This is a genomic window from Vibrio sp. TRT 17S01 (genome assembly GCF_050113695.1).
GTDB lineage: Bacteria > Pseudomonadota > Gammaproteobacteria > Enterobacterales > Vibrionaceae > Vibrio.
Window position 1 is genome coordinate 59,573 of the sequence record NZ_JBNJOG010000015.1, and the last position, 21,640, is coordinate 81,212.

The 21,640-nt window shown below is 44.0% G+C and carries 23 protein-coding genes and 1 tRNA gene; 16 read left to right on the plus strand and 8 right to left on the minus strand.

Annotation, left to right across the window (positions count from 1 at the left end; genetic code table 11):
• Positions 1 to 80 precede the first annotated feature (80 nt).
• Together gltX and ACQEXS_RS18625 are read left to right on the plus strand one after the other, a co-directional pair.
• Complete coding sequence (gene gltX / locus ACQEXS_RS18620) at positions 81 to 1,505, plus strand: glutamate--tRNA ligase (protein WP_367988436.1); 1,425 nt, start codon at positions 81 to 83, stop codon at positions 1,503 to 1,505.
• Between the two features lie 475 nt (positions 1,506 to 1,980).
• Positions 1,981 to 2,943, plus strand: coding sequence for an OmpA family protein (locus ACQEXS_RS18625; RefSeq protein WP_367988437.1), 963 nt, complete (start codon positions 1,981 to 1,983; stop codon positions 2,941 to 2,943).
• Positions 2,944 to 3,120: 177 nt separating this feature from the next.
• On the opposite strand, the gene ACQEXS_RS18630 is transcribed toward ACQEXS_RS18625, so the two are convergent.
• A complete protein-coding gene (locus tag ACQEXS_RS18630; protein WP_367988438.1) occupies positions 3,121 to 3,627 on the minus strand; it encodes a Fe3+-citrate ABC transporter substrate-binding protein in 507 nt (168 codons plus the stop codon).
• 384 nt (positions 3,628 to 4,011) lie between these two features.
• Here ACQEXS_RS18630 and nagE point away from each other — a divergent pair, with 384 nt between their 5' ends.
• Positions 4,012 to 5,490 (plus strand): N-acetylglucosamine-specific PTS transporter subunit IIBC, encoded by a 1,479-nt coding sequence (gene nagE, locus ACQEXS_RS18635; RefSeq protein ID WP_427014811.1) that lies wholly within the window; start codon positions 4,012 to 4,014, stop codon positions 5,488 to 5,490.
• A 41-nt stretch (positions 5,491 to 5,531) separates the two neighbouring features.
• On the opposite strand, the gene ACQEXS_RS18640 is transcribed toward nagE, so the two are convergent.
• The 4 genes from ACQEXS_RS18640 to ACQEXS_RS18655 all read right to left on the minus strand — a co-directional run bounded on the left by ACQEXS_RS18640 (position 5,532) and on the right by ACQEXS_RS18655 (position 9,002).
• A complete protein-coding gene (locus ACQEXS_RS18640; protein ID WP_427014812.1) occupies positions 5,532 to 6,815 on the minus strand; it encodes an ATP-binding protein in 1,284 nt (427 codons plus the stop codon).
• Complete coding sequence (locus ACQEXS_RS18645; RefSeq protein ID WP_367988441.1) at positions 6,799 to 7,473, minus strand: response regulator transcription factor; 675 nt, start codon at positions 7,471 to 7,473, stop codon at positions 6,799 to 6,801. The genes ACQEXS_RS18640 and ACQEXS_RS18645 overlap by 17 nt, the downstream gene beginning before the upstream one ends.
• 271 nt (positions 7,474 to 7,744) lie before the next feature.
• A tRNA-Arg gene (locus tag ACQEXS_RS18650) sits at positions 7,745 to 7,821 on the minus strand.
• 53 nt (positions 7,822 to 7,874) lie between these two features.
• Positions 7,875 to 9,002: a flagellar assembly protein FlgT gene (locus tag ACQEXS_RS18655; RefSeq protein ID WP_427014813.1), complete on the minus strand. Its 1,128-nt coding sequence runs from the start codon at positions 9,000 to 9,002 to the stop codon at positions 7,875 to 7,877.
• Between the two features lie 167 nt (positions 9,003 to 9,169).
• On the opposite strand from ACQEXS_RS18655, the gene ACQEXS_RS18660 reads away from it, so the two are divergent.
• Positions 9,170 to 9,805, plus strand: coding sequence for a FlgO family outer membrane protein (locus tag ACQEXS_RS18660; RefSeq protein WP_367988443.1), 636 nt, complete (start codon positions 9,170 to 9,172; stop codon positions 9,803 to 9,805).
• An 8-nt stretch (positions 9,806 to 9,813) separates the two neighbouring features.
• The gene (gene flgP / locus ACQEXS_RS18665; RefSeq protein ID WP_367988444.1) at positions 9,814 to 10,245 is read left to right on the plus strand and encodes a flagellar assembly lipoprotein FlgP; all 432 of its coding nucleotides are present in this window, start codon (positions 9,814 to 9,816) and stop codon (positions 10,243 to 10,245) included.
• Positions 10,246 to 10,310: 65 nt separating this feature from the next.
• Here the strand turns inward: flgP and ACQEXS_RS18670 are convergent, their stop codons facing one another.
• The 3 genes from ACQEXS_RS18670 to flgA form a co-directional block, all read right to left on the minus strand.
• On the minus strand, positions 10,311 to 10,736 hold the full coding sequence (locus ACQEXS_RS18670; protein WP_367988445.1) for a flagella synthesis protein FlgN: 426 nt from the start codon (positions 10,734 to 10,736) through the stop codon (positions 10,311 to 10,313).
• A gap of 33 nt (positions 10,737 to 10,769) precedes the next feature.
• Positions 10,770 to 11,084 carry a flagellar biosynthesis anti-sigma factor FlgM gene (gene flgM, locus ACQEXS_RS18675; protein ID WP_427011743.1) on the minus strand — a complete coding sequence of 105 codons (315 nt, stop codon included), beginning with the start codon at positions 11,082 to 11,084 and terminating at the stop codon, positions 10,770 to 10,772.
• Between the two features lie 105 nt (positions 11,085 to 11,189).
• The gene (gene flgA, locus ACQEXS_RS18680; RefSeq protein WP_427014814.1) at positions 11,190 to 11,936 is read right to left on the minus strand and encodes a flagellar basal body P-ring formation chaperone FlgA; all 747 of its coding nucleotides are present in this window, start codon (positions 11,934 to 11,936) and stop codon (positions 11,190 to 11,192) included.
• Positions 11,937 to 12,013: 77 nt separating this feature from the next.
• Here flgA and ACQEXS_RS18685 point away from each other — a divergent pair, with 77 nt between their 5' ends.
• The 11 genes from ACQEXS_RS18685 (at position 12,014) to flgJ (ending at position 21,528) form a co-directional block, all read left to right on the plus strand.
• Positions 12,014 to 12,940 (plus strand): chemotaxis protein, encoded by a 927-nt coding sequence (locus ACQEXS_RS18685; protein ID WP_367988448.1) that lies wholly within the window; start codon positions 12,014 to 12,016, stop codon positions 12,938 to 12,940.
• 10 nt (positions 12,941 to 12,950) lie between these two features.
• Positions 12,951 to 13,778 carry a protein-glutamate O-methyltransferase gene (locus ACQEXS_RS18690; RefSeq protein ID WP_367988449.1) on the plus strand — a complete coding sequence of 276 codons (828 nt, stop codon included), beginning with the start codon at positions 12,951 to 12,953 and terminating at the stop codon, positions 13,776 to 13,778.
• Positions 13,779 to 14,027: 249 nt separating this feature from the next.
• A complete protein-coding gene (gene flgB, locus ACQEXS_RS18695; protein ID WP_367988450.1) occupies positions 14,028 to 14,423 on the plus strand; it encodes a flagellar basal body rod protein FlgB in 396 nt (131 codons plus the stop codon).
• Positions 14,424 to 14,427: 4 nt separating this feature from the next.
• Entirely contained in the window at positions 14,428 to 14,844 is a 417-nt protein-coding gene (flgC, locus tag ACQEXS_RS18700; RefSeq protein ID WP_367988451.1) for a flagellar basal body rod protein FlgC, read from the plus strand.
• Positions 14,845 to 14,861: 17 nt separating this feature from the next.
• Positions 14,862 to 15,572 carry a flagellar hook assembly protein FlgD gene (flgD, locus tag ACQEXS_RS18705; RefSeq protein WP_367988452.1) on the plus strand — a complete coding sequence of 237 codons (711 nt, stop codon included), beginning with the start codon at positions 14,862 to 14,864 and terminating at the stop codon, positions 15,570 to 15,572.
• 29 nt (positions 15,573 to 15,601) lie between these two features.
• On the plus strand, positions 15,602 to 16,906 hold the full coding sequence (gene flgE / locus ACQEXS_RS18710) for a flagellar hook protein FlgE (RefSeq protein WP_367988453.1): 1,305 nt from the start codon (positions 15,602 to 15,604) through the stop codon (positions 16,904 to 16,906).
• Between the two features lie 194 nt (positions 16,907 to 17,100).
• Positions 17,101 to 17,850 carry a flagellar basal body rod protein FlgF gene (locus ACQEXS_RS18715; RefSeq protein WP_367988454.1) on the plus strand — a complete coding sequence of 250 codons (750 nt, stop codon included), beginning with the start codon at positions 17,101 to 17,103 and terminating at the stop codon, positions 17,848 to 17,850.
• Between the two features lie 20 nt (positions 17,851 to 17,870).
• Positions 17,871 to 18,659, plus strand: coding sequence for a flagellar basal-body rod protein FlgG (gene flgG / locus ACQEXS_RS18720; RefSeq protein ID WP_367988455.1), 789 nt, complete (start codon positions 17,871 to 17,873; stop codon positions 18,657 to 18,659).
• Between the two features lie 23 nt (positions 18,660 to 18,682).
• Positions 18,683 to 19,462, plus strand: coding sequence for a flagellar basal body L-ring protein FlgH (gene flgH, locus ACQEXS_RS18725; RefSeq protein WP_367988456.1), 780 nt, complete (start codon positions 18,683 to 18,685; stop codon positions 19,460 to 19,462).
• A 52-nt stretch (positions 19,463 to 19,514) separates the two neighbouring features.
• Positions 19,515 to 20,606 (plus strand): flagellar basal body P-ring protein FlgI, encoded by a 1,092-nt coding sequence (locus ACQEXS_RS18730; RefSeq protein ID WP_367988457.1) that lies wholly within the window; start codon positions 19,515 to 19,517, stop codon positions 20,604 to 20,606.
• A gap of 10 nt (positions 20,607 to 20,616) precedes the next feature.
• The gene (flgJ, locus tag ACQEXS_RS18735) at positions 20,617 to 21,528 is read left to right on the plus strand and encodes a flagellar assembly peptidoglycan hydrolase FlgJ (RefSeq protein WP_427014815.1); all 912 of its coding nucleotides are present in this window, start codon (positions 20,617 to 20,619) and stop codon (positions 21,526 to 21,528) included.
• Positions 21,529 to 21,640 lie beyond the last annotated feature (112 nt).

Here is a 21,640-nt window from a genome sequence, read left to right on the forward strand (position 1 = left end):
GAGTGCAGTGCTAGAATACCGCCCAAAATTTAGCTCATGCTGATTAAATTGGCTGATCTTTCATATAAGGTAAATGACACATGACGGTTAAAACTCGTTTTGCTCCTAGCCCTACTGGCTATCTTCACGTTGGTGGTGCACGTACAGCACTGTACTCTTGGCTTTTCGCAAAAAGCCAAGGCGGCGAATTTGTACTTCGTATTGAAGATACTGACCTAGAACGTAACTCTCAGGAAGCGGTGGATGCCATCCTTGAAGGGATGCAGTGGATGGGATTGGAATGGGATGAAGGCCCATACTTCCAGTCAAAGCGTTTTGATCGTTATAACGAGATGATTGATAAGCTGCTTGCTGAAGATAAAGCTTACAAATGCTATGCGTCAAAAGAGCTGTTAGACGAAATTCGTGCTGAGCAAGAAGCAAATAAAGAGATGCCTCGTTACGATGCGAACCATCCTAAAGTTGTTGCGGCGAATGAAGCTGCAAAAGAGGGGGATGCATTTGTTGTTCGTTTCCGTAACCCAAAATCAGGTAGCGTTGTATTTGAAGATCAAATTCGTGGCCGTATTGAAATTGGTAATGATCAGCTAGATGACCTAATTATCCGCCGTACTGACGGTGCACCAACTTACAACTTCGTTGTGGTTGTGGATGACTGGGATATGGGTATTACACACGTTGTACGTGGCGAAGATCATATCAATAACACTCCTCGTCAAATTAACATCTACGAAGCGCTAGGTGCGCCAGTACCGACCTTTGCACACTGTGCAATGATTCTGGGTGATGACGGAGCAAAACTGTCGAAACGTCATGGTGCAGTTTCTGTGATGCAATATCGTGATGAAGGTTACCTGCCAAATGCATTGAACAACTATCTTGTGCGTTTAGGTTGGTCTCACGGTGACCAAGAAATCTTCTCTCGCGAAGAAATGATTAATCTATTTACGTTAGATGCCATCTCTAAATCCGCATCGGCATTCAACACAGATAAGTTGCTTTGGTTGAATAACCACTATATTAAGACGTCTGAGCCAGAATACGTTGCTGAGCACCTGCAATGGCATCTAGATAACCAAAAACTTGATATTACAAATGGCCCAGCGATTACAGAAGTGATCAAGCTCGTTGGTGAGCGTTGCAATACATTGATTGAGCTTGCAGAGCAAATTCGCTACTTCTACGAAGACTTTGCTGAGTTTGAAGCTGGCGCTGCGAAGAAGCATTTGCGTGGCGTAGCGAAGCAACCATTAGAGCTAGCACTTGCGAAAGTTGAAGCACTAACGGATTGGTCGACTGAAAATCTTCACAATGTCATTAAAGAAGTGTGTGAAGAACTTGAAATTGGTATGGGCAAAATTGGTATGCCATTGCGTGTTGCTGTGACAGGTGGTGGTCAATCTCCTTCTGTAGACGCGGTTATGCAATTAATTGGCAAAGAACGTGTCGTGAGTCGTATCAAAATGGCTTTGGCGTTTATTGCTGAGCGCGAAGCTAACGCATAAGTCAGTTTTTATCGAAAAACCGCGGTTTTATCCGCGGTTTTTTTGTATCTCAAACCGTGAAAATCATGATCTTTCAGGAAAAATGGCCGTATTTATGTCTCATTTTTAAGAAATGACAACGCCATTGTATAAAAGTTCACCGATTGAATTGAAGGGTGTGATCTATGTCCAACCTTTACCGGATAAGGGTTTGCGAGCCATGCCTCAACTTTTTGATGAAATTTGATGACAAAATATTGACATTTGACCCCTTCAATCTTGTCAAAAATTCATTATAGTTCTCCCCGTCAGTTACTCTTTGTTACCAATAGTAACGGCTAGGACAGGAAGCAAAAACAAACGGAACTGCAATAAAAACAAAGGTGTTCTTTCACCAGTCGACCAGGTTGTTGAGTGTCGGGGTAGAGTTGAGCACCAAAGCTATAGATAACTTAAAACTGCACCAAGCAGTAAACCGATTTCAGAGGAATCAATAATGAAAAAATTAGCAGCGGTAATCTCAGCATCACTTCTTCTTGCATCAGCATCAGCAAGCGCTGAACTATACGTAGGTGCTAAAGCTGGTAAAGCTTGGCTAGACGATGCATGTGAAGCAACAGCAAACTGCGACAAAGATGACTCAACACTGGGTGCGTTTGTTGGTTACGAAATGTGGGACTTCCTATCTATCGAAGCTGGTTACGATTACCTAGGTAAATTCACTGCTGACGGTCTAAACGACGAGAAAGTAGAAGCTTACACTCTTGCTCCTAAAGTAAACCTACCACTTACTGACGATATCTCTCTATACGGTAAGTTCGGTGGTGCGTTCGTAAACTACGGCAACGCTGACGATTGGTCATACCTAGGTGCTGCAGGTGTTGAATTCGATTCACACGAGAACGTAACTGTACGTGTTGAATACCAAACAATCACTGACGCGAACAACGACATCGTTCGTGCAATGGGTAACTCTGCTACTCTAGGTGTTGTATACAAATTCGGTGGCAGCGAAGAAGTTGCTCCAGTAGTAGTTGAAGAAGAGCCAGTAGTTGAAGTTGTTGAAGAGCCACAACCAACTGTAGTAACTAAGACTTTCGAAACACAACGTCTTGGCGCTGGTAACTTCGAACTAAACAGCACTGAACTAAAAGCGGAAAGCGCTTCTAAACTAGACGAGCTAGTTGAGTTCCTAAACACTTACCCACAAGCTAACGTAGAAATCGTAGGTTACACTGACACTTCAGGTGCAGCTTCTTACAACCAAATGATTTCTGAGAAGCGTGCTCAGTCTGTATCTGACGCTCTAGTTGCTAAAGGTGTTGACGCTTCACGTATCACTGCACGTGGCGAAGGCGAGAACAACCCAATCGCTTCTAACGACAACCGTGAAGGTCGTAAACAAAACCGTCGCGTAGAAGTTATCGTTCCAGAATTTGAATACCAAGTTCAGCAATAATTATTGCTTCGATAACAACGACTGTTGAAATTCAAAGCCCCGGCATTGCCGGGGCTTTTTCTATGTGCGTTCAATAATATTGTTGTCATTCTATGAAACATAAAAAGCCAGTACATTTGTACTGGCTTTTCATTATCTTGCAGCAAAGCAACATGGCTTAGTGAGTGTAGGTAGAACCTATTTCAGGTCAATACTCGCTAACCGACCCATGAATTCAAGAATTTCTAAGTTATCTTTATTGGCTTCAAGTAGCGCTTTTTTAGTTTTAGTGTAAGCCCCTAAGCGACCATGCTTACTGATGGAGCAAACCACACTTCGATAAATTAGCTTTCCGTTTTCATCGTAGTTACGCCAAGAAGCAATATAACATTCATCTTTAGCATCAGGGTTCGCTTTGGTTGGGCGTGGTTTGAAGATGATCTTGGGTTCCAGTGAGTGAGGAAGGCGTGTCATCAGATAGGGATCTTTCAACAAGCGGCGCCAAAATTTCCCCCACATTTCGAGTCCTAATTCGTTACGAAGCTTAATCGCTTTTTTCAGTCCTTTTTTTTCTCCAATACGTATGTATCCCACCGACCGGTGCAACACTGTGTCGTCGGGTGTATGAATATGTATCTTATAGGCTGTTTTCGCTTTTGAGATAAAGCGATGGCCTGTATTTGTTGTCAGGTTGCTCTTAGCCATTATTCCAAGTAATAGTTCTATTAATAAGCAAGCGCACAGGGTAAGCAATTATTAGTAATAATTAAAGTAGTAAAACCTGACATTTCCAATAGAATTATTAATAAGAGTTGTAACTGTCTGATTTGTTGTAAATGAAAATTTCAATACAGCTTTTTATCGATCAATATCACGGCACTTTCTCATCTTCTCCACTTTGTTTTGTGAAAGGTTAATTATCCTTAATCCAACCACAAAGCGGTCTTAATCCTTCTCTATTTACACTGGCGGTTATGTGGATTGAGTTTTCTCAGTCCTCAGAGTTTGTGCTCTGTGGGTGACCTCTTTATACGATGGTTTGTTCATTGAGCATAAATCACAAGCTTGATTTTTATAGAGGGAACAACAGTGAATATACTCGGATATTTTCAGAAAGTTGGGAAGGCTTTGATGGTCCCCATCGCTGTGCTGCCTGCTGGTGGCTTAATGTTGGGGCTTGGTTATGCCATTGACCCAGCTGGCTGGGGCGCTAATAGTACTCTGGCGACCATCCTTGTCTATGGTGGTAAGGGGATCATGGACAACCAGGCGTGGTTATTTGCTGCCGGTGTGGCTTATGGCTTAGCAAAAGATAATAACGGTGCCGCAGCCCTAGCTGGGTTATTGGGGCTTTTGATTGTTGAGATGATCGTAGGGAACACTGCGGTGGTGTCTCAAATTACAGGTGTCCCTGTCGAGCAGATGTCGTCATCAGAAGTCATTGCTTCGAAAGCGGCGGTTAGTGCGTTTACTGGGATCATGATGGGAATTGTGGCGGCAACACTTTACAATCGATTCCATGACATAAAATTACCTGCCGCACTGGGCTTTTTTGGTGGACGCAGATTCGTACCGATTATTACCTCTTTTGCTGCCATTACCATTAGCTTAGTGATGGTTTACATTTGGCCAGTGGTATACGGTTCTCTAGTTGACTTTGGCATTGCGATTTCAGAGCTTGGTGCCACAGGTGCAGGTTTGTATGGCTTCTTCAACCGCTTACTGATCCCGATTGGTTTGCATCACGCACTTAATCAGGTCTTTATTTTTGATTTGGTTGGGATTAATGATATTTCTAAGTTCTGGTCTGGGACCGGAGAGCTAGGGGTAACAGGCATTTACCAAGGTGGCTTTTTCCCTGTTATGGGTTATGGCTTACCCGCCGCGTGTTTAGCTATGTACCACTGCGCAAAGCCTGAGAATAAAAAGAAAGTTGGCGGTATTCTTGGTGCTTCAGCGTTAACCGCCATCTTTACTGGGGTAACAGAACCGATTGAGTTTGCGTTCATGTTTGTTGCACCAGTGCTTTATTTTATTCATGCAATATTAGCTGCATTGTCTTTGTATATTGCCGCAAGCATGCAGTGGATCGCTGGCTTCACCTTTAGTGGTGGTTTGATTGATTTTGTACTGTCATTTAACCTACCTTTGGCGAACAAACCCTACATGCTGATCCTGCAAGGTCTCTGTTTTGGTGCTATTTACTACTTCGTGTTCCGCTTTGCAATTTTGAAATTTGATCTCAAAACCCCCGGCCGCGAAGAGGAAGAGACCAGTACCGCAACCGCAGTCAATACCGATGAGAAAGCGGCGCAATACCTTAAAGCGCTCGGTGGGCATCGTAATCTGAGCTCTATCGATTCTTGTATTACTCGACTGCGTTTAACACTCAACGATATATCTGTGGTTGATGAAGGAGTCTTGAAGTCGATCGGTGCCATGGGGGTGGTGAAAATTGGTGCCAATAACCTTCAAGTGATTGTTGGTACAGAAGCCGAGTCTATTGCGATGGCGATGAAGGCTATCCCAACGAGTGAGGACTTGAGTCACATTGTTTTACCTGGATAACGGGTACTCATACAGCCGAAGTGTCAGCTTCGGCTGTTTAATTAAGTCAGGCAGATCCTTGCTCTTAACCCCGGATGGTTGTCGCGAAACAAGAGTTGTGCGTGATGACGCTGAACAACGGCTTGAACAAGCGACAGCCCTAATCCATTTCCTTGCTCTGTGCGACTTTTATCTGCACGATACATCGGTTTGCACACATGCTGCTTCTCTTCATCGGACAAACCTATTCCTTTGTCAGCGACCACCACGCCAAAACGATCGGCAATCACTTCAATACGACCATGTTCCGGTGTGTACTTCACGGCATTTTCTATCAAGTTAAATACGGCTCTGAAAAGCAAAGAGCGATCGCCAGAAAGAAAACAAGGTTGATCTTGGCGAAAAGAGACGTGTTGATTTTTTTGCTCGGCTAAGGGTTGAATGAATTCGAGCGCATCTTGCGCGACAGCTGCTAGGTTAACCGTTTCATTTTCAATGGTGTGTTGACCGCTATTCAACTTTGCAATCTCGAGCATGCTATTGAACAGCGATAAAATCAGCTCTAGCTCATCATGACAAGAAGAAAACTGTTGATACTGTTTATCGGATAACTTGGAATCACTGAGAAGCTCTTCCAGCCGCAGTTTTAACCTTGCCATTGGGGTGCGCATGTCATGAGCTAATCCGACCGTCAGCGACTTTAGTGTTTGTTCATTCTTAGCCATTTGCTCAATCATAAAGTTCAGATGAATGGCCAGAATATCGAATTCATCATCTTGCTTTGATACCGCGATTTTCACGTCTCGTTCACCACATAAGAACCGGTTCATCGCCTGATTAACACGTTCAAGCTTTTGTAAGATCAATACACTGAAAAAGAAGGCAACGACCAACATGACTCCGATCGGCAATACGATTCCGGTTAACACCATTGGGATGACTGATTGACGATACGCCTGTAATAGATCCTCTTTCAATTCGATCTCGAGCCGGTATTTTTCGCCAACGTTAATACTATTGCGTTCATTCAGTAATGGCGTTGCTGGATAAAGAGGAGTAGAGAGTGGGGTACTTGTTGGTATAAGTTGATAAGAAAACAGTGAATGATTGGTTTGTTTGGTTTTTAAAAGTTGCTCTATGCTCCTTGGGTTATATGCCGCCGCGTTTTTAAATTCTTGAATTTCATCAATGAGTTGTTTGGATAAATGCTCTCGATGAAAAGCTTCTGAGTTAATAAACAGTTGGCGAATAAAGACAATGTTCACTACGGCGATGAGGACAAATAGCGTTAATAACGTTTTGAATACGGAGGAGCGTGAAAGGGTATAGTCATCGACGAAGGACATAACCAGCCCCCCTGACGGTATGCAGAAGTTGATTACAGCCAGCGTCTTCTAACTTCCTGCGTAGGTTGGCAACGTGAACATCAATGACATTGGTTTTTGGATCGAAATGGTAACTCCAAATTGCTTCAAACAGGCGCATTCTTGAAACGACCTGTTCATGATGCTCGACAAAATACTGCAGTAACTGAAACTCTTTAGGTTGAAGTTGAAGCTCTTTTTGATTGCAGATGGCTTTATGAGCACGCAAATCCACTTGAATACAGTCGTAATTGAGTGTGGTTTGGAGGGGGGATTTATGTTGTGAACGATTGATAATGATGTTGACGCGGGCAATTAACTCTGCAAGTGCAAAAGGCTTGATTAAGTAATCATCGCTGCCAGCTTGCAAACCATTCACCCGATCTTCAACGCTGTCCATGGCACTAAGGATTAAGATGGGTGTTGGTGATTCAGTTGCTTTTATGGCGGCCAATACTTTCATACCATCAAGGTAGGGCAGCATTCTGTCAAGAATGATCAGTCGGTATTCACAGCTTAATGCCATCATCAAGCCTTTTTGGCCATCTTCTGCCTGATCCACTTGGTAGCCATGTTCTTGCAATCCCTTTGCGACAAAGTCACGTGTGGTTGCATCATCTTCAATGATCAATATTTTCACGTATCATCCTCCATGAATGTGGCCAAATCATAACCTAAGTGAATGGCTAACTTCTTGTCTAAAAACAAGAAAGGCTCGGCGAAAATCGGCGAGCCTGATAACGGTTATAGGGGGTAAACCGTTACAATTACAGTAAGGTGCGAGTGGCAATCACTGTACAATGAGAATCATTTTACTGGAAGCGAGTAAATTTCTGGTAATGAGAAGATTAAGTTTTCTTAAAGTTTGGTAAGAAAATAAAAAAGTCGGCGTAAAGCCGACTTTATCAATATGGCGCTCCCGACAGGATTCGAACCTGTGACCTGCCCCTTAGGAGGGGGCCGCGCTATCCAGCTGTGCCACGGGAGCGTAGACGGTCATGATACTCAATTATTTGAGTATGTTAAGTACAAATTCGCTACTTAAAGTAGTTTGTGCATAACATCGCCAATTTGGATACTACCTGCCAGATCAGCTTGATCGACGGTCAGTTCAGCCTCGTTTTCATAAACACGCTTAACCGTCAATGTAATGTCTGTTTGAGTCACTTTATTTCGTGGCAGCCCACGTTGGTCGATAAATGAGCCGGTGTGCCATAGCTGCAGTTTGTCACCTTCTTTTACGCCATGTACACGACCGAGATCAATCGTAAGCGTATTGCCCCACTTGGCGATTACTTCAGGCAGAGTGATTTTACACGATACCTCGGACTCAAGATCCAACATGATATTGCGGCTCACGCGTAACATCATCTCACCGTAGGTCGATGCCCAAAAGCGCGCACTTTTGGTATCGACTTGGCTGGTTTTAGCAAAGGGCCATTTAGCAACTTCACGATAATTACGGTGATACACTTCATTGCCTGTTTTTCCGTCATAAATGGTCATTTCGAGTGCAAATTGACGGTTTATGATGTCTTCTGCCAGCATTTTTTTGTCAATGGTTGCCGTTAAGTCAGTAATGGTTCCCCCCAGAATGTATTGCGCTCCTGTGTCTTGGGCGATCATCTTTAAGCGCTCTGGATAGCGTTTATTGATCTCATAGTCGGTGGTGCCGACAGAAACAAAGCTTGCCGATTCTTCATCTAATTGACGGTTGATGATGCGGGCAAAATCATCACCGACACTATAGATTTGGCCCATGACCGCTTGTTGTGGGGACTCTATGTCGATGTTGCCAATGAGAAAGGTCTTTTTGTATTGGCTGACGTGGCAACCTGTTGCCGACGGGTAAATATCTATCCTAGCTTTGACCGACATGATGTTGCGACGAATTTTTTGCTCCTCGACCACGACATAGCGAACCTCATGATTACTAAACTGGTACTCTTTTCGATCACTTTCGAGCAGTGGTCGAAGATTACTGATGCTACCAATATCCGCGCCAGAAAAACTGACGGCTTTGTATAACGCATCCTCTAGCGCGTGAATTCTCGCTTGCTCTTCTGATGAAACGACCGTTGCCGTTCCAGTGACTTCATACCAGCCTGCGAATGCAGTAGAAGGTAGTAAGTAAAGCATTGAAAATATGGTAAAAAGCAATTTTTTCATAAGGTGGTTACCATTTGGGTATATATTTTGCTTGATAAATCGTAGCTGATTTAGGCATCGCATTTCTAAATTGTAAGCACAGTTAGAAAAGCAAGGAATGTTCCACTTTGGCGAGAGAGATGAAAGTGGGGCAGGAACAGTGCCTTAAAGTATCGGAGATTAGAGAAATGAAGAAATGGTTATCGCTAGTACCCGCAGTATTTCTGACTGCTTGTGCTTATGCTCCTATCTATAACGGTAAAGAACCCTATTCAGGTTCTCAGTTTATGTTGATGGAGAGCCCGCGTCATACTCTTGACTTTTTTGTTGAGAGCATGACTGAAGATTTAATGATATCGAACACCAGTGTGTCGGCTCGTACCCCTATTGCCGTCACTTCGTTTGTCGACCTACAAAATATGGATGCGACAAACTGGTTAGGAAATTCGGTATCTGAAGGTTTTATTCATCAATTCCAGCGCCGTGGGTTCAAAGTCGTGGACTTCAAAACCACTGGTTCAATCCAAGTGACGCAACAAGGTGATTTTGCTTTTAGCCGAGATTGGAAAGATTTAGCGCAAGAGCAAGAAATTCAATATGTGCTGACAGGAACAATGCTTCGTCAAGAGGGCGGGGTATTGGTAAACGCACGTGTTGTGGGTATGCAATCACGGGTGGTAGTTGCGACAGCTCAGGGCTTTTTACCAGCGGATCGCATTGGTCGTGACTTGGATACGCTCAATAGCATTCGCACGCAAGATGGTGTGCTGATTCGCTCCGACCCGACAATGACACAGCCTTACACCGTGATTCTGCGTCCATAGGAGGAGCAATGAAAAAACTAATATTACTACTCGTTGCTTTTGTTATGGTGGGTTGTCAGCCATTGAATAACATGCGTCCGGATGATTGGCTAACGGCTGTTGGCTATGCGAGCATTAGTGAACAAAAGGGACGAAACGAAGAAGAAAAGCAGGTTCGAGCAATGCGAGCGTCTAAGATTGATGCGTATCGTGAATTGGCAGAGCAGGTTTATGGTATGCGCGTTAGTGGCCGTGCCGATTTAAAAGATCAGCGTTTAGGAACTGAGCTTACATCAGGTGCCGTGGATGGTGTTATTCGTGGTGCGGAAGTTGTGCGTAGCTACAAAGTTGGCGACAGTTATGTCACTGAACTTCGCTTAGATATTCAGAAAATGAACAAGCTACGTGATTATGGTGAAATTCAGCAAGTTCCGGAAAAGCGTCAGCAAACCTTGTTTTAATTCTCTCAAACTCCGATACAAAAAAAGCGGCAATCATTGCCGCTTTTTTATGTGTTGCTTTCGTATCAGGCTTTAATGTTGGTGCCAAGGGTGGACAAATTTGAAGTTTGTCCTTCGGCATTGTATGTCATGCCAAACTTTCCTTGGGTTTGCTGCATTAAATTGTTCAGTTTATTGAAACTCAGTTGCGCACGCTGAAGCGCTTCTCCATTAACAAGGTTTGCTTGTTGGCAGTCATGGACGATAGATCGAATTTGGTCAACTAACGGGCTCAGCTCAGGGTCGGTTTTCAGGCTTTCTACTTCAGGGTGCTGAGCAATTCGTTGGTCGGTTGTCTGCAATTGATCAATTAAGGTGACTTTCTCTTTTGCAATGGCTTCAATATCTTTGGAGAGTCGATTAGCAATGGCCAGCTTCTCTTTCTCTAAAAGCTCAGAAAGATCTTTTGCATTTTTCAACTGGAATTCAACCAGACTATTGAGTGCTGCCATCGTTACTACTCTTTATCAGCGACGCTTAATAAACTACAGCCCGCCTAACTCTTTCTCAAATTTAATCATATTATCAGCCAATTTTTCAGGATCGACGGTGTAAGAACCATTCGCGATCGCTTCTTTAATTGCCGCAACTTTTGCTTTATCAAAACTTGGCTGGCTTACCATTTGGTTATGCATTTCACCTACCGCCTTGCCTTGTTTACTTAGTGATACCGCGTCTTGGGCAACTCCCGACTTCTTTGCAGAGTCAGTGTTACTCGTCGCGTTGGTATCACTACGTGCAGAACTTCGAGTCGATGTTGATATCGTCTGTCCCGAACGTATGTTATCAATACCTGCCATAATTGAGCCTTTTACCTGAATGAAAAACCTGTACAGTCCATATCGACTGAACGAAAAATAACTTTAGTGTTTTTTTCGTCCACCGTTATTTTTACAACTTAATGACTAAAAGTGTACAGTGACTTCTGAAATTCCCGTTACTCGTCCTTCAATTATACGGTTGGATTTACTATTTTTCACTCTTATCTGTTCACCATGTGAGCCATCCGTTAGCGCAATACCTTTTGTTGTTATCGTCATGCCAGACTTAATCGCTTTGATAACAACGTTTTCATTACGACATACTACGCAAATATCATTGCTTTCAAGAACTTCACCTGAACGTAAGTTTTTTTTAGCTTTAGCACCAATTACTGAACTAATTGTTGAAAAGCCTTGCCGTCTGAAGCGCTGCAAGTCTACCATACTAATAGTAACGTCCTGAGGCGAAATAATTTGTCCTCGACTTAGTGATGTGGTCAAGGTGACTTGTGGCCCTGAACGATAAATACGAACAGGAACATAAACCTTCCAATTATCATCGGGACATTCAACTAGTACGGTAATATTACTGGCATTTGGATTTGTCGATGATGAAGAGGTTGCTAAGTCACTGGGACAATCAGTTGCAAAAATCCTTGAATCGATATTCGCGGCTTTTGCTTTAAGAATGCCATCTTGAGGCCAGTCTAGCGTTGCAAGAATATACTCTTCCGCGCTTTGCTGAATATGCTGTATTTGTGGTTGAGTAGCTGATGTTACTGAAAAACTAAAGAAAAAGAATAAAAAGCCGATACACTTAGAAAAAAGTATACAGATGGCTCTACAATTACTTATGGAAAACGATCTTACGGTTGATTTAGGATGTGTCATTCTGTTTCTCTGGTTTTTCATTGCACACAGTAGACTATCATCTTTTTAGAATGAAAGTTTAAGATGGAGATGAGCTTATGACGGGGATCCTCGATTCGGTGAACCAGCGAACCCAACTCGTTGGTCAAAACCGATTGGAGTTATTAACGTTTCGTCTAATGGGACGTCAACGTTACGGTATTAACGTATTTAAAGTAAAAGAAGTACTTCAATGTCCTAAGCTTACTTTAATGCCTAACCTTCACCATTTAGTCAAAGGGGTGGCTCATATCCGTGGCCATACGGTTTCTGTTATTGATTTAAGTTTAGCAATTGGTGGCAGACCGACAGAAGATGTTGATAAGTGTTTTGTGGTGATCGCGGAATTTAACCGGACTATTCAAGCCTTTTTGGTGACGTCAGTTGAACGCATCATCAACATGAACTGGGAAGCGATTTTGCCTCCGCCAGATGGTTCTGGTAAAGCCAACTATCTGACAGCGGTAACGAACATTGATAATGAATTAGTTGAAATTCTCGATGTTGAAAAAATTCTTGCTGAAATCGCTCCGATCGATGAAACCATGGATTCCACAATTGCGGAAGAAATCGCTCAAGCCGAAGAAGAAAAAGAAATCGTTAGGCGTATTCTTATCGCTGATGACTCAACTGTTGCAAGAAAGCAGGTTGAACGAGCGATTAACTCAATTGGTTTTGAAGCGATCGCGGTGAAAGATGGTAAAGAAGCTTATGAAAAGCTGGTAGAAATGGCAGCGGAAGGGAATATTTACGATCAGATCTCATTAGTGATTTCAGATATCGAAATGCCAGAGATGGATGGCTATACTTTAACGGCAGAGATTCGTCGTCATGCCGATCTCAAAGATCTATATGTCATTCTGCATTCATCTCTCAGCGGTGTATTTAACCAGGCAATGGTAGAACGAGTTGGTGCAAACTCTTTTATCGCGAAATTCGATCCTGATGAACTGGGTAATGCAGTGAAGAAAGCACTAACGGAATAAAGAGAAGTTAATGACAGCGATAACTATAAGCGATCAAGAATATCGTGATTTTAGCCGTTTCTTAGAATCTCAGTGCGGTATCGTACTAGGAGACAGCAAGCAGTATTTAGTGAGGAGTCGTTTGAGCCCACTCGTCACGAAATTCAAACTCGGGTCACTTTCTGACCTTCTTCGTGATGTAGTCACCGGACGTAACCGAGATCTACGTGTTGCCGCTGTTGATGCTATGACAACGAACGAAACATTATGGTTTCGTGATACTTACCCGTTTGCAGTGCTTGCCGATAAGCTTTTGCCTGAGGTGGCTGCAAGTAAAAGACCCATTAAAATTTGGTCTGCGGCAAGTTCTTCAGGTCAAGAGCCGTATTCAATGGCAATGACTATCCTAGAAACACAACAACGCAAACCTGGCATGCTGCCAAGTGTGTCGATCACGGCAACTGATATCTCAGCGAGTATGTTAGATATGTGCCGAACCGGGGTTTATGACAACTTGGCTCTGGGGCGTGGTCTCTCTCCTGAGCGTCGTCGTAACTTCTTTGAAGATGCGGGGGATGGTCGGATGAAGATCAAAGACAATGTGAAGCGTTTGGTTAATTTCAGACCACAAAACTTAATGGACAGTTATGCGCTGCTTGGTAAGTTCGACATTATCTTTTGTCGCAATGTACTGATTTACTTTTCTCCGGATATGAAATCTCAAGTTTTGAATCAAATGGCGAATAGTTTAAACCCTGGAGGTTATCTGCTTTTAGGAGCATCAGAGTCTCTAACTGGGTTGACCGATCGTTTTGAGATGGTTCGTTGTAATCCAGGAATCATATACAAACTGAAATAATGTTCGATGTATGGATAAAAGCCCGGCAATTGCCGGGCTTTTTTGTAGTTATCGAACTGCGCCGCTTCGTTATATACTTGTCTTGAGACATTCCATCTCTCCATCGTTAATCTAGGTTTTAAATAAATTGGCTTATTTATTGCTGGATTAGCAAAAGATATTGGCATGAATTGAGTCTGATTCTAAAGTTGGTACACAACTTGCTTTTATCTTAAGTAATAACGGTCAGTTCTTTGAATAGAGGCAATTATGGCTATTTCTTTCGACAATGCTTTAGGTATCCACCAATACACGGTTGGCGTGCGTGAGCGCAATGCTGAGGTCATCTCTAGCAATATTGCACAAGCGAATACACCGGGCTTTAAGGCGAAAGGAATGGACTTTAAGAGAGCATTGCAGGCGGCAACATCAGAGGCAAGCATTGGTCTTAGCCGAACAGATGGTCGGCATATTTCTGCCTCTACTCAGGTAACCGGGGAAGTGCTTTACCGCACGCCAACTCAACCTGATACCGGTGATGGCAACACAGTAGATGTCGATTTGGAGCGTAACCTATTTATGCAAAACCAAATTAGACACCAAGCATCACTCGACTTCTTAGGAAGTAAATTCAAGAACTTAACGAAAGCACTGAAAGGGGAATAATTAGATGAGCTTATTTAACGTATTCAATGTGACTGGTTCTGCCATGAGTGCTGAATCTGTTCGTCTAAATACTACCTCAAGTAACTTGGCGAATGCAGACAGTATCTCTAGTTCAGCAAAAGATACCTACAAAGCGCGTCATGCTGTCTTTGGAGCTGAGTTAAGCAAAGCGCGTTATAACCGTGACCATAACGTGCCAGTGAAAGTATTAGGTATTGTAGAGAGCGACAAACCGCTCAATGCAGAGTACAACCCGGATCACCCACTTGCGAATGACGAAGGTTATATCTACAAGCCAAACGTCAACGTAATGGAAGAAATGGCAAACATGATTTCTGCTTCCCGTTCATACCAGACAAATGTTCAGGTCGCAGATGCAAGTAAACAAATGCTGCTGCGTACGCTGCAGATGGGTCAATAAGGATAGGGGGGTAACGTATGGCCGGTGGTATTAACAACGTTGGTCAAAGCGGCTTGTCCTATATTGATCAGCTTAAGCAGATTCAGGACGCTAAAAAGCCAGATGAGACCACAGGTAAGCAAGACTTAAAGCAAGAAGACTTCTTATCGCTACTCACTAAGCAATTAGCGCAACAGGACCCGTTTAAGCCGGTCAGTAATGACCAGATGATTGCACAAATGGCATCATTCGCAACGGTGGATGGTATTGGGAAAATGAACAATCAGTTTGAAACACTGAATGCGTCCATGACCTCAAACCAAGCACTTCAAGCTTCTTCATTAGTCGGTCGTGATGTTCTCGTACCGGGTGCTGCAGGGGTTAAGAAAGACACCGGTGGTATGGCTGCCATGGTTAAGCTTCCTCAGTCGGTTGACAATTTGATGGTTCGAATTGAAGACCAAATGGGACAGCTTGTCAGAACGTTCGATGTCGGTGCGAAACCTGCAGGTGACAGCCGTGTTGAATGGGATGGCAAAGATCAAAACGGTAATCCATTGCCGGCGGGCAAATACAATGTGAAAGCCGCAGGTTTGCTTGATGGGAAGAGCAATGAATTTGCAGTTTCAACTTATGCAAATGTGAACAGTGTTCTTCTTGGAAAAGGCGATGGGAACGTACTGCTCAATCTGGCTGGCTTTGAGTCGCCAGTTCGACTTGCTGAAGTACTAGAAGTTGGCAAAGCGTAATTTACGCTAGCTAGATAGGAGATTTTGGAATGTCATACGTAGCTTTAAGTGGTTTGTCTGCCGCTCAATTAGACTTAAACACAACCAGTAACAACATTGCCAACGCCAACACGTACGGCTTTAAAGAGTCTCGCGCTGAGTTTGGAGATGTTTATTCTAACTCATTATTTACTCATGCGAAGACCACTCCGGGTCAAGGTGTTCAGGCTGCGAAAGTTGCTCAACAATTCCACGAAGGTTCAAGTATTTATACGAACAACCCAATGGATTTACGTATTTCGGGGACGGGTTTCTTTTCGGTAGCGAAAGACCGCTTAACACCTCAGCAAAATGAGCTGACGCGTAATGGTGCTTTCCACCTCAACAAAGATAACTACATGGTAACTGCAAACGATGAGTTCTTATTAGGTTACCAGGTAAATAAAGATACGGGGGATGTGCTGTCTTATGAGCCTTCTCCAATTAACATTCCAAAAGAGTTTGGTAAGCCTAAACAGACAGCAAATATTGAAGTCGGTGTGAACTTGCCAGCGGGTGGTGAGCTAAAAGATCCAGCATTGTTTGATTACTCGGATCCTGAAACTTATAACCGCTCAACCTCTTCCACGATTTACGACTCTATGGGCCAGTCTTACAAGCTGACAACGTATTACTTGAAAGATCTAAACCAAGCGAATACATGGCAGACGTACTATACCGTGACTGACAGTGCAGGTGAAAAGCCGATCAACATCGTTGGTGGTGATGCAACTAGCCCAACCGGTCATGTTGGCCACACCATGAAGTTCAATAACGATGGTACCTTAGCAAGTTTGAACAATGGTCAGAATATTGTTTCAGAGGCGCTTGGCGCAGGTGCGAACCCTGTTGAATTGAATGGTGCCGATGCATCACAAGTACTTGCGTTTGGACTCAATGATGCCACTCAGTTTGCAGCTCCTTTTGAACTCACCAAGTTCGATGAAGATGGTGCGACAACTGGCTTTTTGACCAAAGTCGACTTTGATGAAAATGGTAGTGTGTTGGCCACTTACTCTAATGGTGAGAACACCTCATTAGGTCGTGTAGCGCTGGTTCGTGTTGCTAACGAGCAAGGGCTGGACAAGAAGGGCGGCACTCAGTGGGATTCTACTCAGTTCTCTGGTGACAAAGTTTGGGGTGAATCTAACAAAGGCTCATTCGGTACGATCAGCAGCGGTACGCTTGAACAATCAAATATCGATATGACACAAGAGCTGGTCGATTTGATCTCTGCTCAACGTAACTTCCAAGCGAACTCTCGTTCACTAGAAGTTCATAACCAAACACAGCAAAACATTTTGCAAATTCGCTAATCAGATTCGCAATCATCTGTGTGGCAAGCTGGTGGCAATCACCTGCTTGCCGCTGTTGCCTCTTGCCTATTGTGGCAAATCAAAATCTTCATTTTATCGTCACTTCTCTATATATCTCGTTGAAGAACAACTAAATATAAAACTGGCACGTCAATTGCTTTATTAGCTCTGAATAGTGATTTTTGGAGTGAATTATGGATCGTGCATTGTTTCTAGCAATGAGCGGCGCAAAGCAAAATATGCAAGCGATGCAGCTCAGAGCAAACAACTTAGCCAATGTCAGTACGACAGGCTTTCGAGCCGACTTAGAGCAAGCGCGCTCTATGCAGGCTTATGGCGAAGGTTTGCCTAGCCGCGTATTTAGCATGACAGAGCGTCCGGGACATAATTTCTCTCAAGGCAGTGTGATCACCACTGGACGAAACCTTGATGTCACCATCCAAGGTGATGGTTGGATTTCTGTCATGGATAAAATGGGTAAAGAAGGCTTAACCCGCAACGGTAATCTAAAAATTGATGTCAATGGCATGCTTACCAGTGGTAACGGCAATTTGGTGCTTGGCGAAACAGGCGCCCCTATCACAGTGCCGCTTCCGGTGAGTAAAGTAGAAATCGGTACCGATGGCACGATTTCGGTTGTTCCTCAAGGAGCACCGGCGGATGCGATGGAAATAGTTGACCGCATTAAGCTGACCAGCACAAACAACCAATCACTATTCAAAGATGTTAACGGAATTTTCCGAGCAAAAGATCCTAACACGGCATACGAAGCGGATGCCGGAGTCAAACTGCTCACAGGTGCACTCGAAGGCAGTAACGTGAATGCCATTGGGGAAATGACCAGCCTGATTGACTTGCAAAGACAGTTCGAGATGCAAGTGAAAATGATGAGCACTGCAGAAGAGATGGACAAGACGTCTGATTCTCTGCTTCGTACAAGCTAATAAGGTTTTAGGAGAGAGTTATGCATCCGGCATTATGGGTAAGTAAGACTGGCTTAGACGCGCAGCAAACCAATATTTCAACCATTTCAAATAACTTAGCGAACGCCTCAACCGTAGGTTACAAAAAAAGTCGCGCAGTATTTGAAGATTTGTTTTATCAGAACATTAACCAGCCTGGTGGTCAGTCATCGCAAAACACTGAGCTACCGAGTGGTTTAATGTTAGGGGCAGGTTCCAAAGTTGTTGCCACTCAAAAAGTGCACACCCAAGGTAACACCCAAACCACAACCAACAGTTTGGATATGATGATCGAAGGAGATGGCTTCTTCCAGATCCTGATGCCAGACGGCAATATTGGTTATACCCGTAACGGTCAGTTCACCGTGAATGATGAAGGGGTCATTGTTACTTCAGGGGCGGGGTATTCCCTAGAGCCAGAAATTGCGATTCCAGAAGATGCGATCAGCATTACCATCGGCACAGATGGTGAAGTTTCAGTGCGAGTTCGTGGTCAGCAAGACAACCAAGTACTTGGTCAAATTACCACGGTAGATTTCGTTAACCCAGGTGGCCTAGAGCCGATTGGTCAAAACTTGTATCTACCAACTGGTGCGAGTGGTGACCCACAAGAAGGGGTTCCGGGGCTGGATGGTTTTGGTGAGGTTCGTCAGTCAATGCTGGAAACCTCAAACGTCAACGTAACGGAAGAACTGGTGAACATGATCGAAGCGCAGCGTGTCTACGAAATGAACTCTAAAGTGATTTCAGCCGTCGACAAAATGATGAGCTTTGTGAATCAGCAGTTATAAGCGCGATTGAGAGGGTGAGAGCAATGAATCGTTTATTTGTCGTACTAGTGGTTGCCGCGATGTCCGGTTGTACTATGTTGGAACCAGAAGTAGAAACGCCAGATGTGGTTCAAGGAACCACAACGGTGGATGCAGTTGAAGGGGATAAAGCGAAAGAGGAAGATGCTGGTATCGTCGATACGCTTCGTCGCCGTAATGATCCCGTCGCAGGAGACCCAGCTTGGGCACCTATCCATCCTAAATATCAACCTGAACACTATGCAGCGGAAACGGGTTCATTGTTTAATTCTGCTCGAGCGAGCAGTTTATATGATGACTCAAAACCACGTGGTATTGGTGACATCATCACCGTAAATTTAAATGAGAGTACCAAGGCAGCGAAAAGCTCTGACGCGGATTTGTCTAAAAACAACGATGCGTCGATGGACCCACTTGAAGTCGGTGGTCAGGCGCTTGCTATCGGTGATTATGATTTCTCTTATGCATTGAGCAACGACAATAAATTCAGCGGTAGTGCTGCGGCCAATCAAAGCAACAGCATTTCAGGCTCAATTACCGTCGAAGTGATTGAAGTGTTGGCAAACGGCAATCTCGTGATCCGTGGGGAGAAATGGCTCACTTTGAACACAGGGGATGAGTATATTCGCTTAAGTGGCACTATTCGTCCGGATGACATTGATTACGACAACACCATCGCATCCAACCGCATTTCCAATGCCCGAATTCAATATTCTGGAACCGGAACCAATCAAGATATGCAAGAACCGGGATTCTTGGCACGATTCTTTAATGTTGCTCTCTAAGCCAACGTGAAGTCGAAGTTTTGGCACCCGTGAGAGAGTAAAGGTAGAAGCGATGAAGAAGTTATTTCTGTTAATCACCAGTTTGATGATGATCACCACCAGTGTACAGGCTGCCCGCATCAAAGATGTCGCACAAGTCGCTGGTGTGAGAAGTAACCAATTAGTGGGTTATGGTTTGGTCACTGGCCTACCGGGTACTGGAGAATCAACGCCATTCACAGATCAGAGCTTCAATGCCATGTTGCAAAACTTTGGCATTCAATTGCCACCGGGTACCAAGCCGAAGGCCAAAAACGTTGCCGCAGTTATCGTAACTGCTGAGTTGCCTGCGTTTTCAAAGCAAGGCCAAACCATTGATGTAACAGTTTCTTCAATCGGTGCCGCAAAAAGTTTACGTGGCGGCACCTTAATGCAGACCATGTTGAAAGGTCTCGATGGGCAAATCTATGCCGTTGCACAAGGTAACTTAGTGGTCAGTGGATTCAGTGCAACAGGGGCGGATGGCTCCAAAGTGGTCGGGAATAACCCAGCCGCAGGCATGATCTCAAATGGTGCTATTGTGGAGCGTGAGATCCCAACACCATTTAGCCGTGGTAACCACATTACTTTTAACTTACTAGAATCCGATTTTACCACTGCACAGCGAATGGCTGATGCAGTGAATAACTTCCTAGGTCCTCAAATGGCACAGGCGGTGGACGCGACTTCAGTCAAAGTGCGTGCCCCGCGTGATGCGAGTCAGCGTGTTGCTTTCCTATCTGCTATCGAAAATTTGGAATTTGACCCAGCAGATGGTTCAGCAAAAATTATCGTCAATTCGCGCACAGGCACCATTGTGGTTGGTAAACATGTTCGCCTAAAACCAGCCGCCGTGACTCATGGTGGCATGACTGTGGCAATTAAAGAGAATTTAAACGTGAGCCAACCAAATGCTTTGGCGGGTGGGCAAACGGTTGTGGTACCGGATACGGATATCGAAGTGAAAGAAGAACAAGGCAAAATGTTTAAGTTTGAGCCGGGTCTGACGTTGGATGATTTAGTACGTGCAGTCAATGAAGTAGGCGCGGCACCTTCTGACCTTATGGCTATTCTTCAGGCATTGAAACAAGCTGGGGCCATTGAAGGCCAGCTGATCATCATTTAAGGAGTGAGCCATGATCAATAACGGAAATGACATCGGCTTTATCCATGACATTGCAGGGTTAGATAAACTGCGTCAGAAAGCAGTAAATGGTGAAGAAGGTGGTGAGCAAGCGGCATTAAAAGCGGCAGCGAGACAGTTTGAAGCGATTTTCACCTCTATGTTGTTTAAATCGATGCGTGATGCGAATGCATCGTTTGAATCAGGCTTAATGGATAGCCAAAATCAGCAGTTCTACCGTCAAATGATGGATGAGCAGATGGCCAGTGAGTTGAGTGCGAATGGTTCACTGGGCTTAGCAGACATGATTGTTGCTCAATTAAGCACGGGGAAAGTAGAAAACCAGAATGCCGCAGCGAACAATGAAAGCTTTGAGCAGCTGATGGATAAGGTAAACCGCACTCGTCAATACCGTGCTGAGCAGGTAGAACAAGCAACAAACACTACCAAAACGGAACCAAGTTCATTTGATTCGCCAGAGTCCTTTGTTGCGTCATTGAAGCCGTACGCTGAAAAAGCAGCACGAGCTCTAGGTGTTGATTCATCACTGCTTCTTGCTCAAGCTGCCCTTGAAACCGGATGGGGCCAGAAAATGGTGGGCAATGCTCGCCAAAGCAGTAACAACCTGTTTAATATTAAAGCGGATCGTAGCTGGGGAGGAGAGCGTGTGGCAACACAAACTCTTGAATACCATCAGGGTGTTCCTGTTCAGGAAAAAGCCGCATTTCGTTCTTACCAAAGTTACCAAGATAGCTTTAACGATTACGTTCGTTTTCTACAAGAAAACCCTCGTTATACATTGGCGCTGCGTCATGGCGGTGATTCTGAAAAATTCATTAATGGTATCCATCAAGCAGGTTATGCAACTGACCCGAAATATGCAGATAAGGTATTGAGGGTAAAAGATAAAATTGACCAAATGTAGTCTTAATTACATCATTTCTAAGCCAGCGTCCTGCTGGCTTTTTATTATCAAATAATTCCTACATTGTTCTGGCACGCATGTTGCTTTGTATATGGGTAGCAGTTCAGTAATT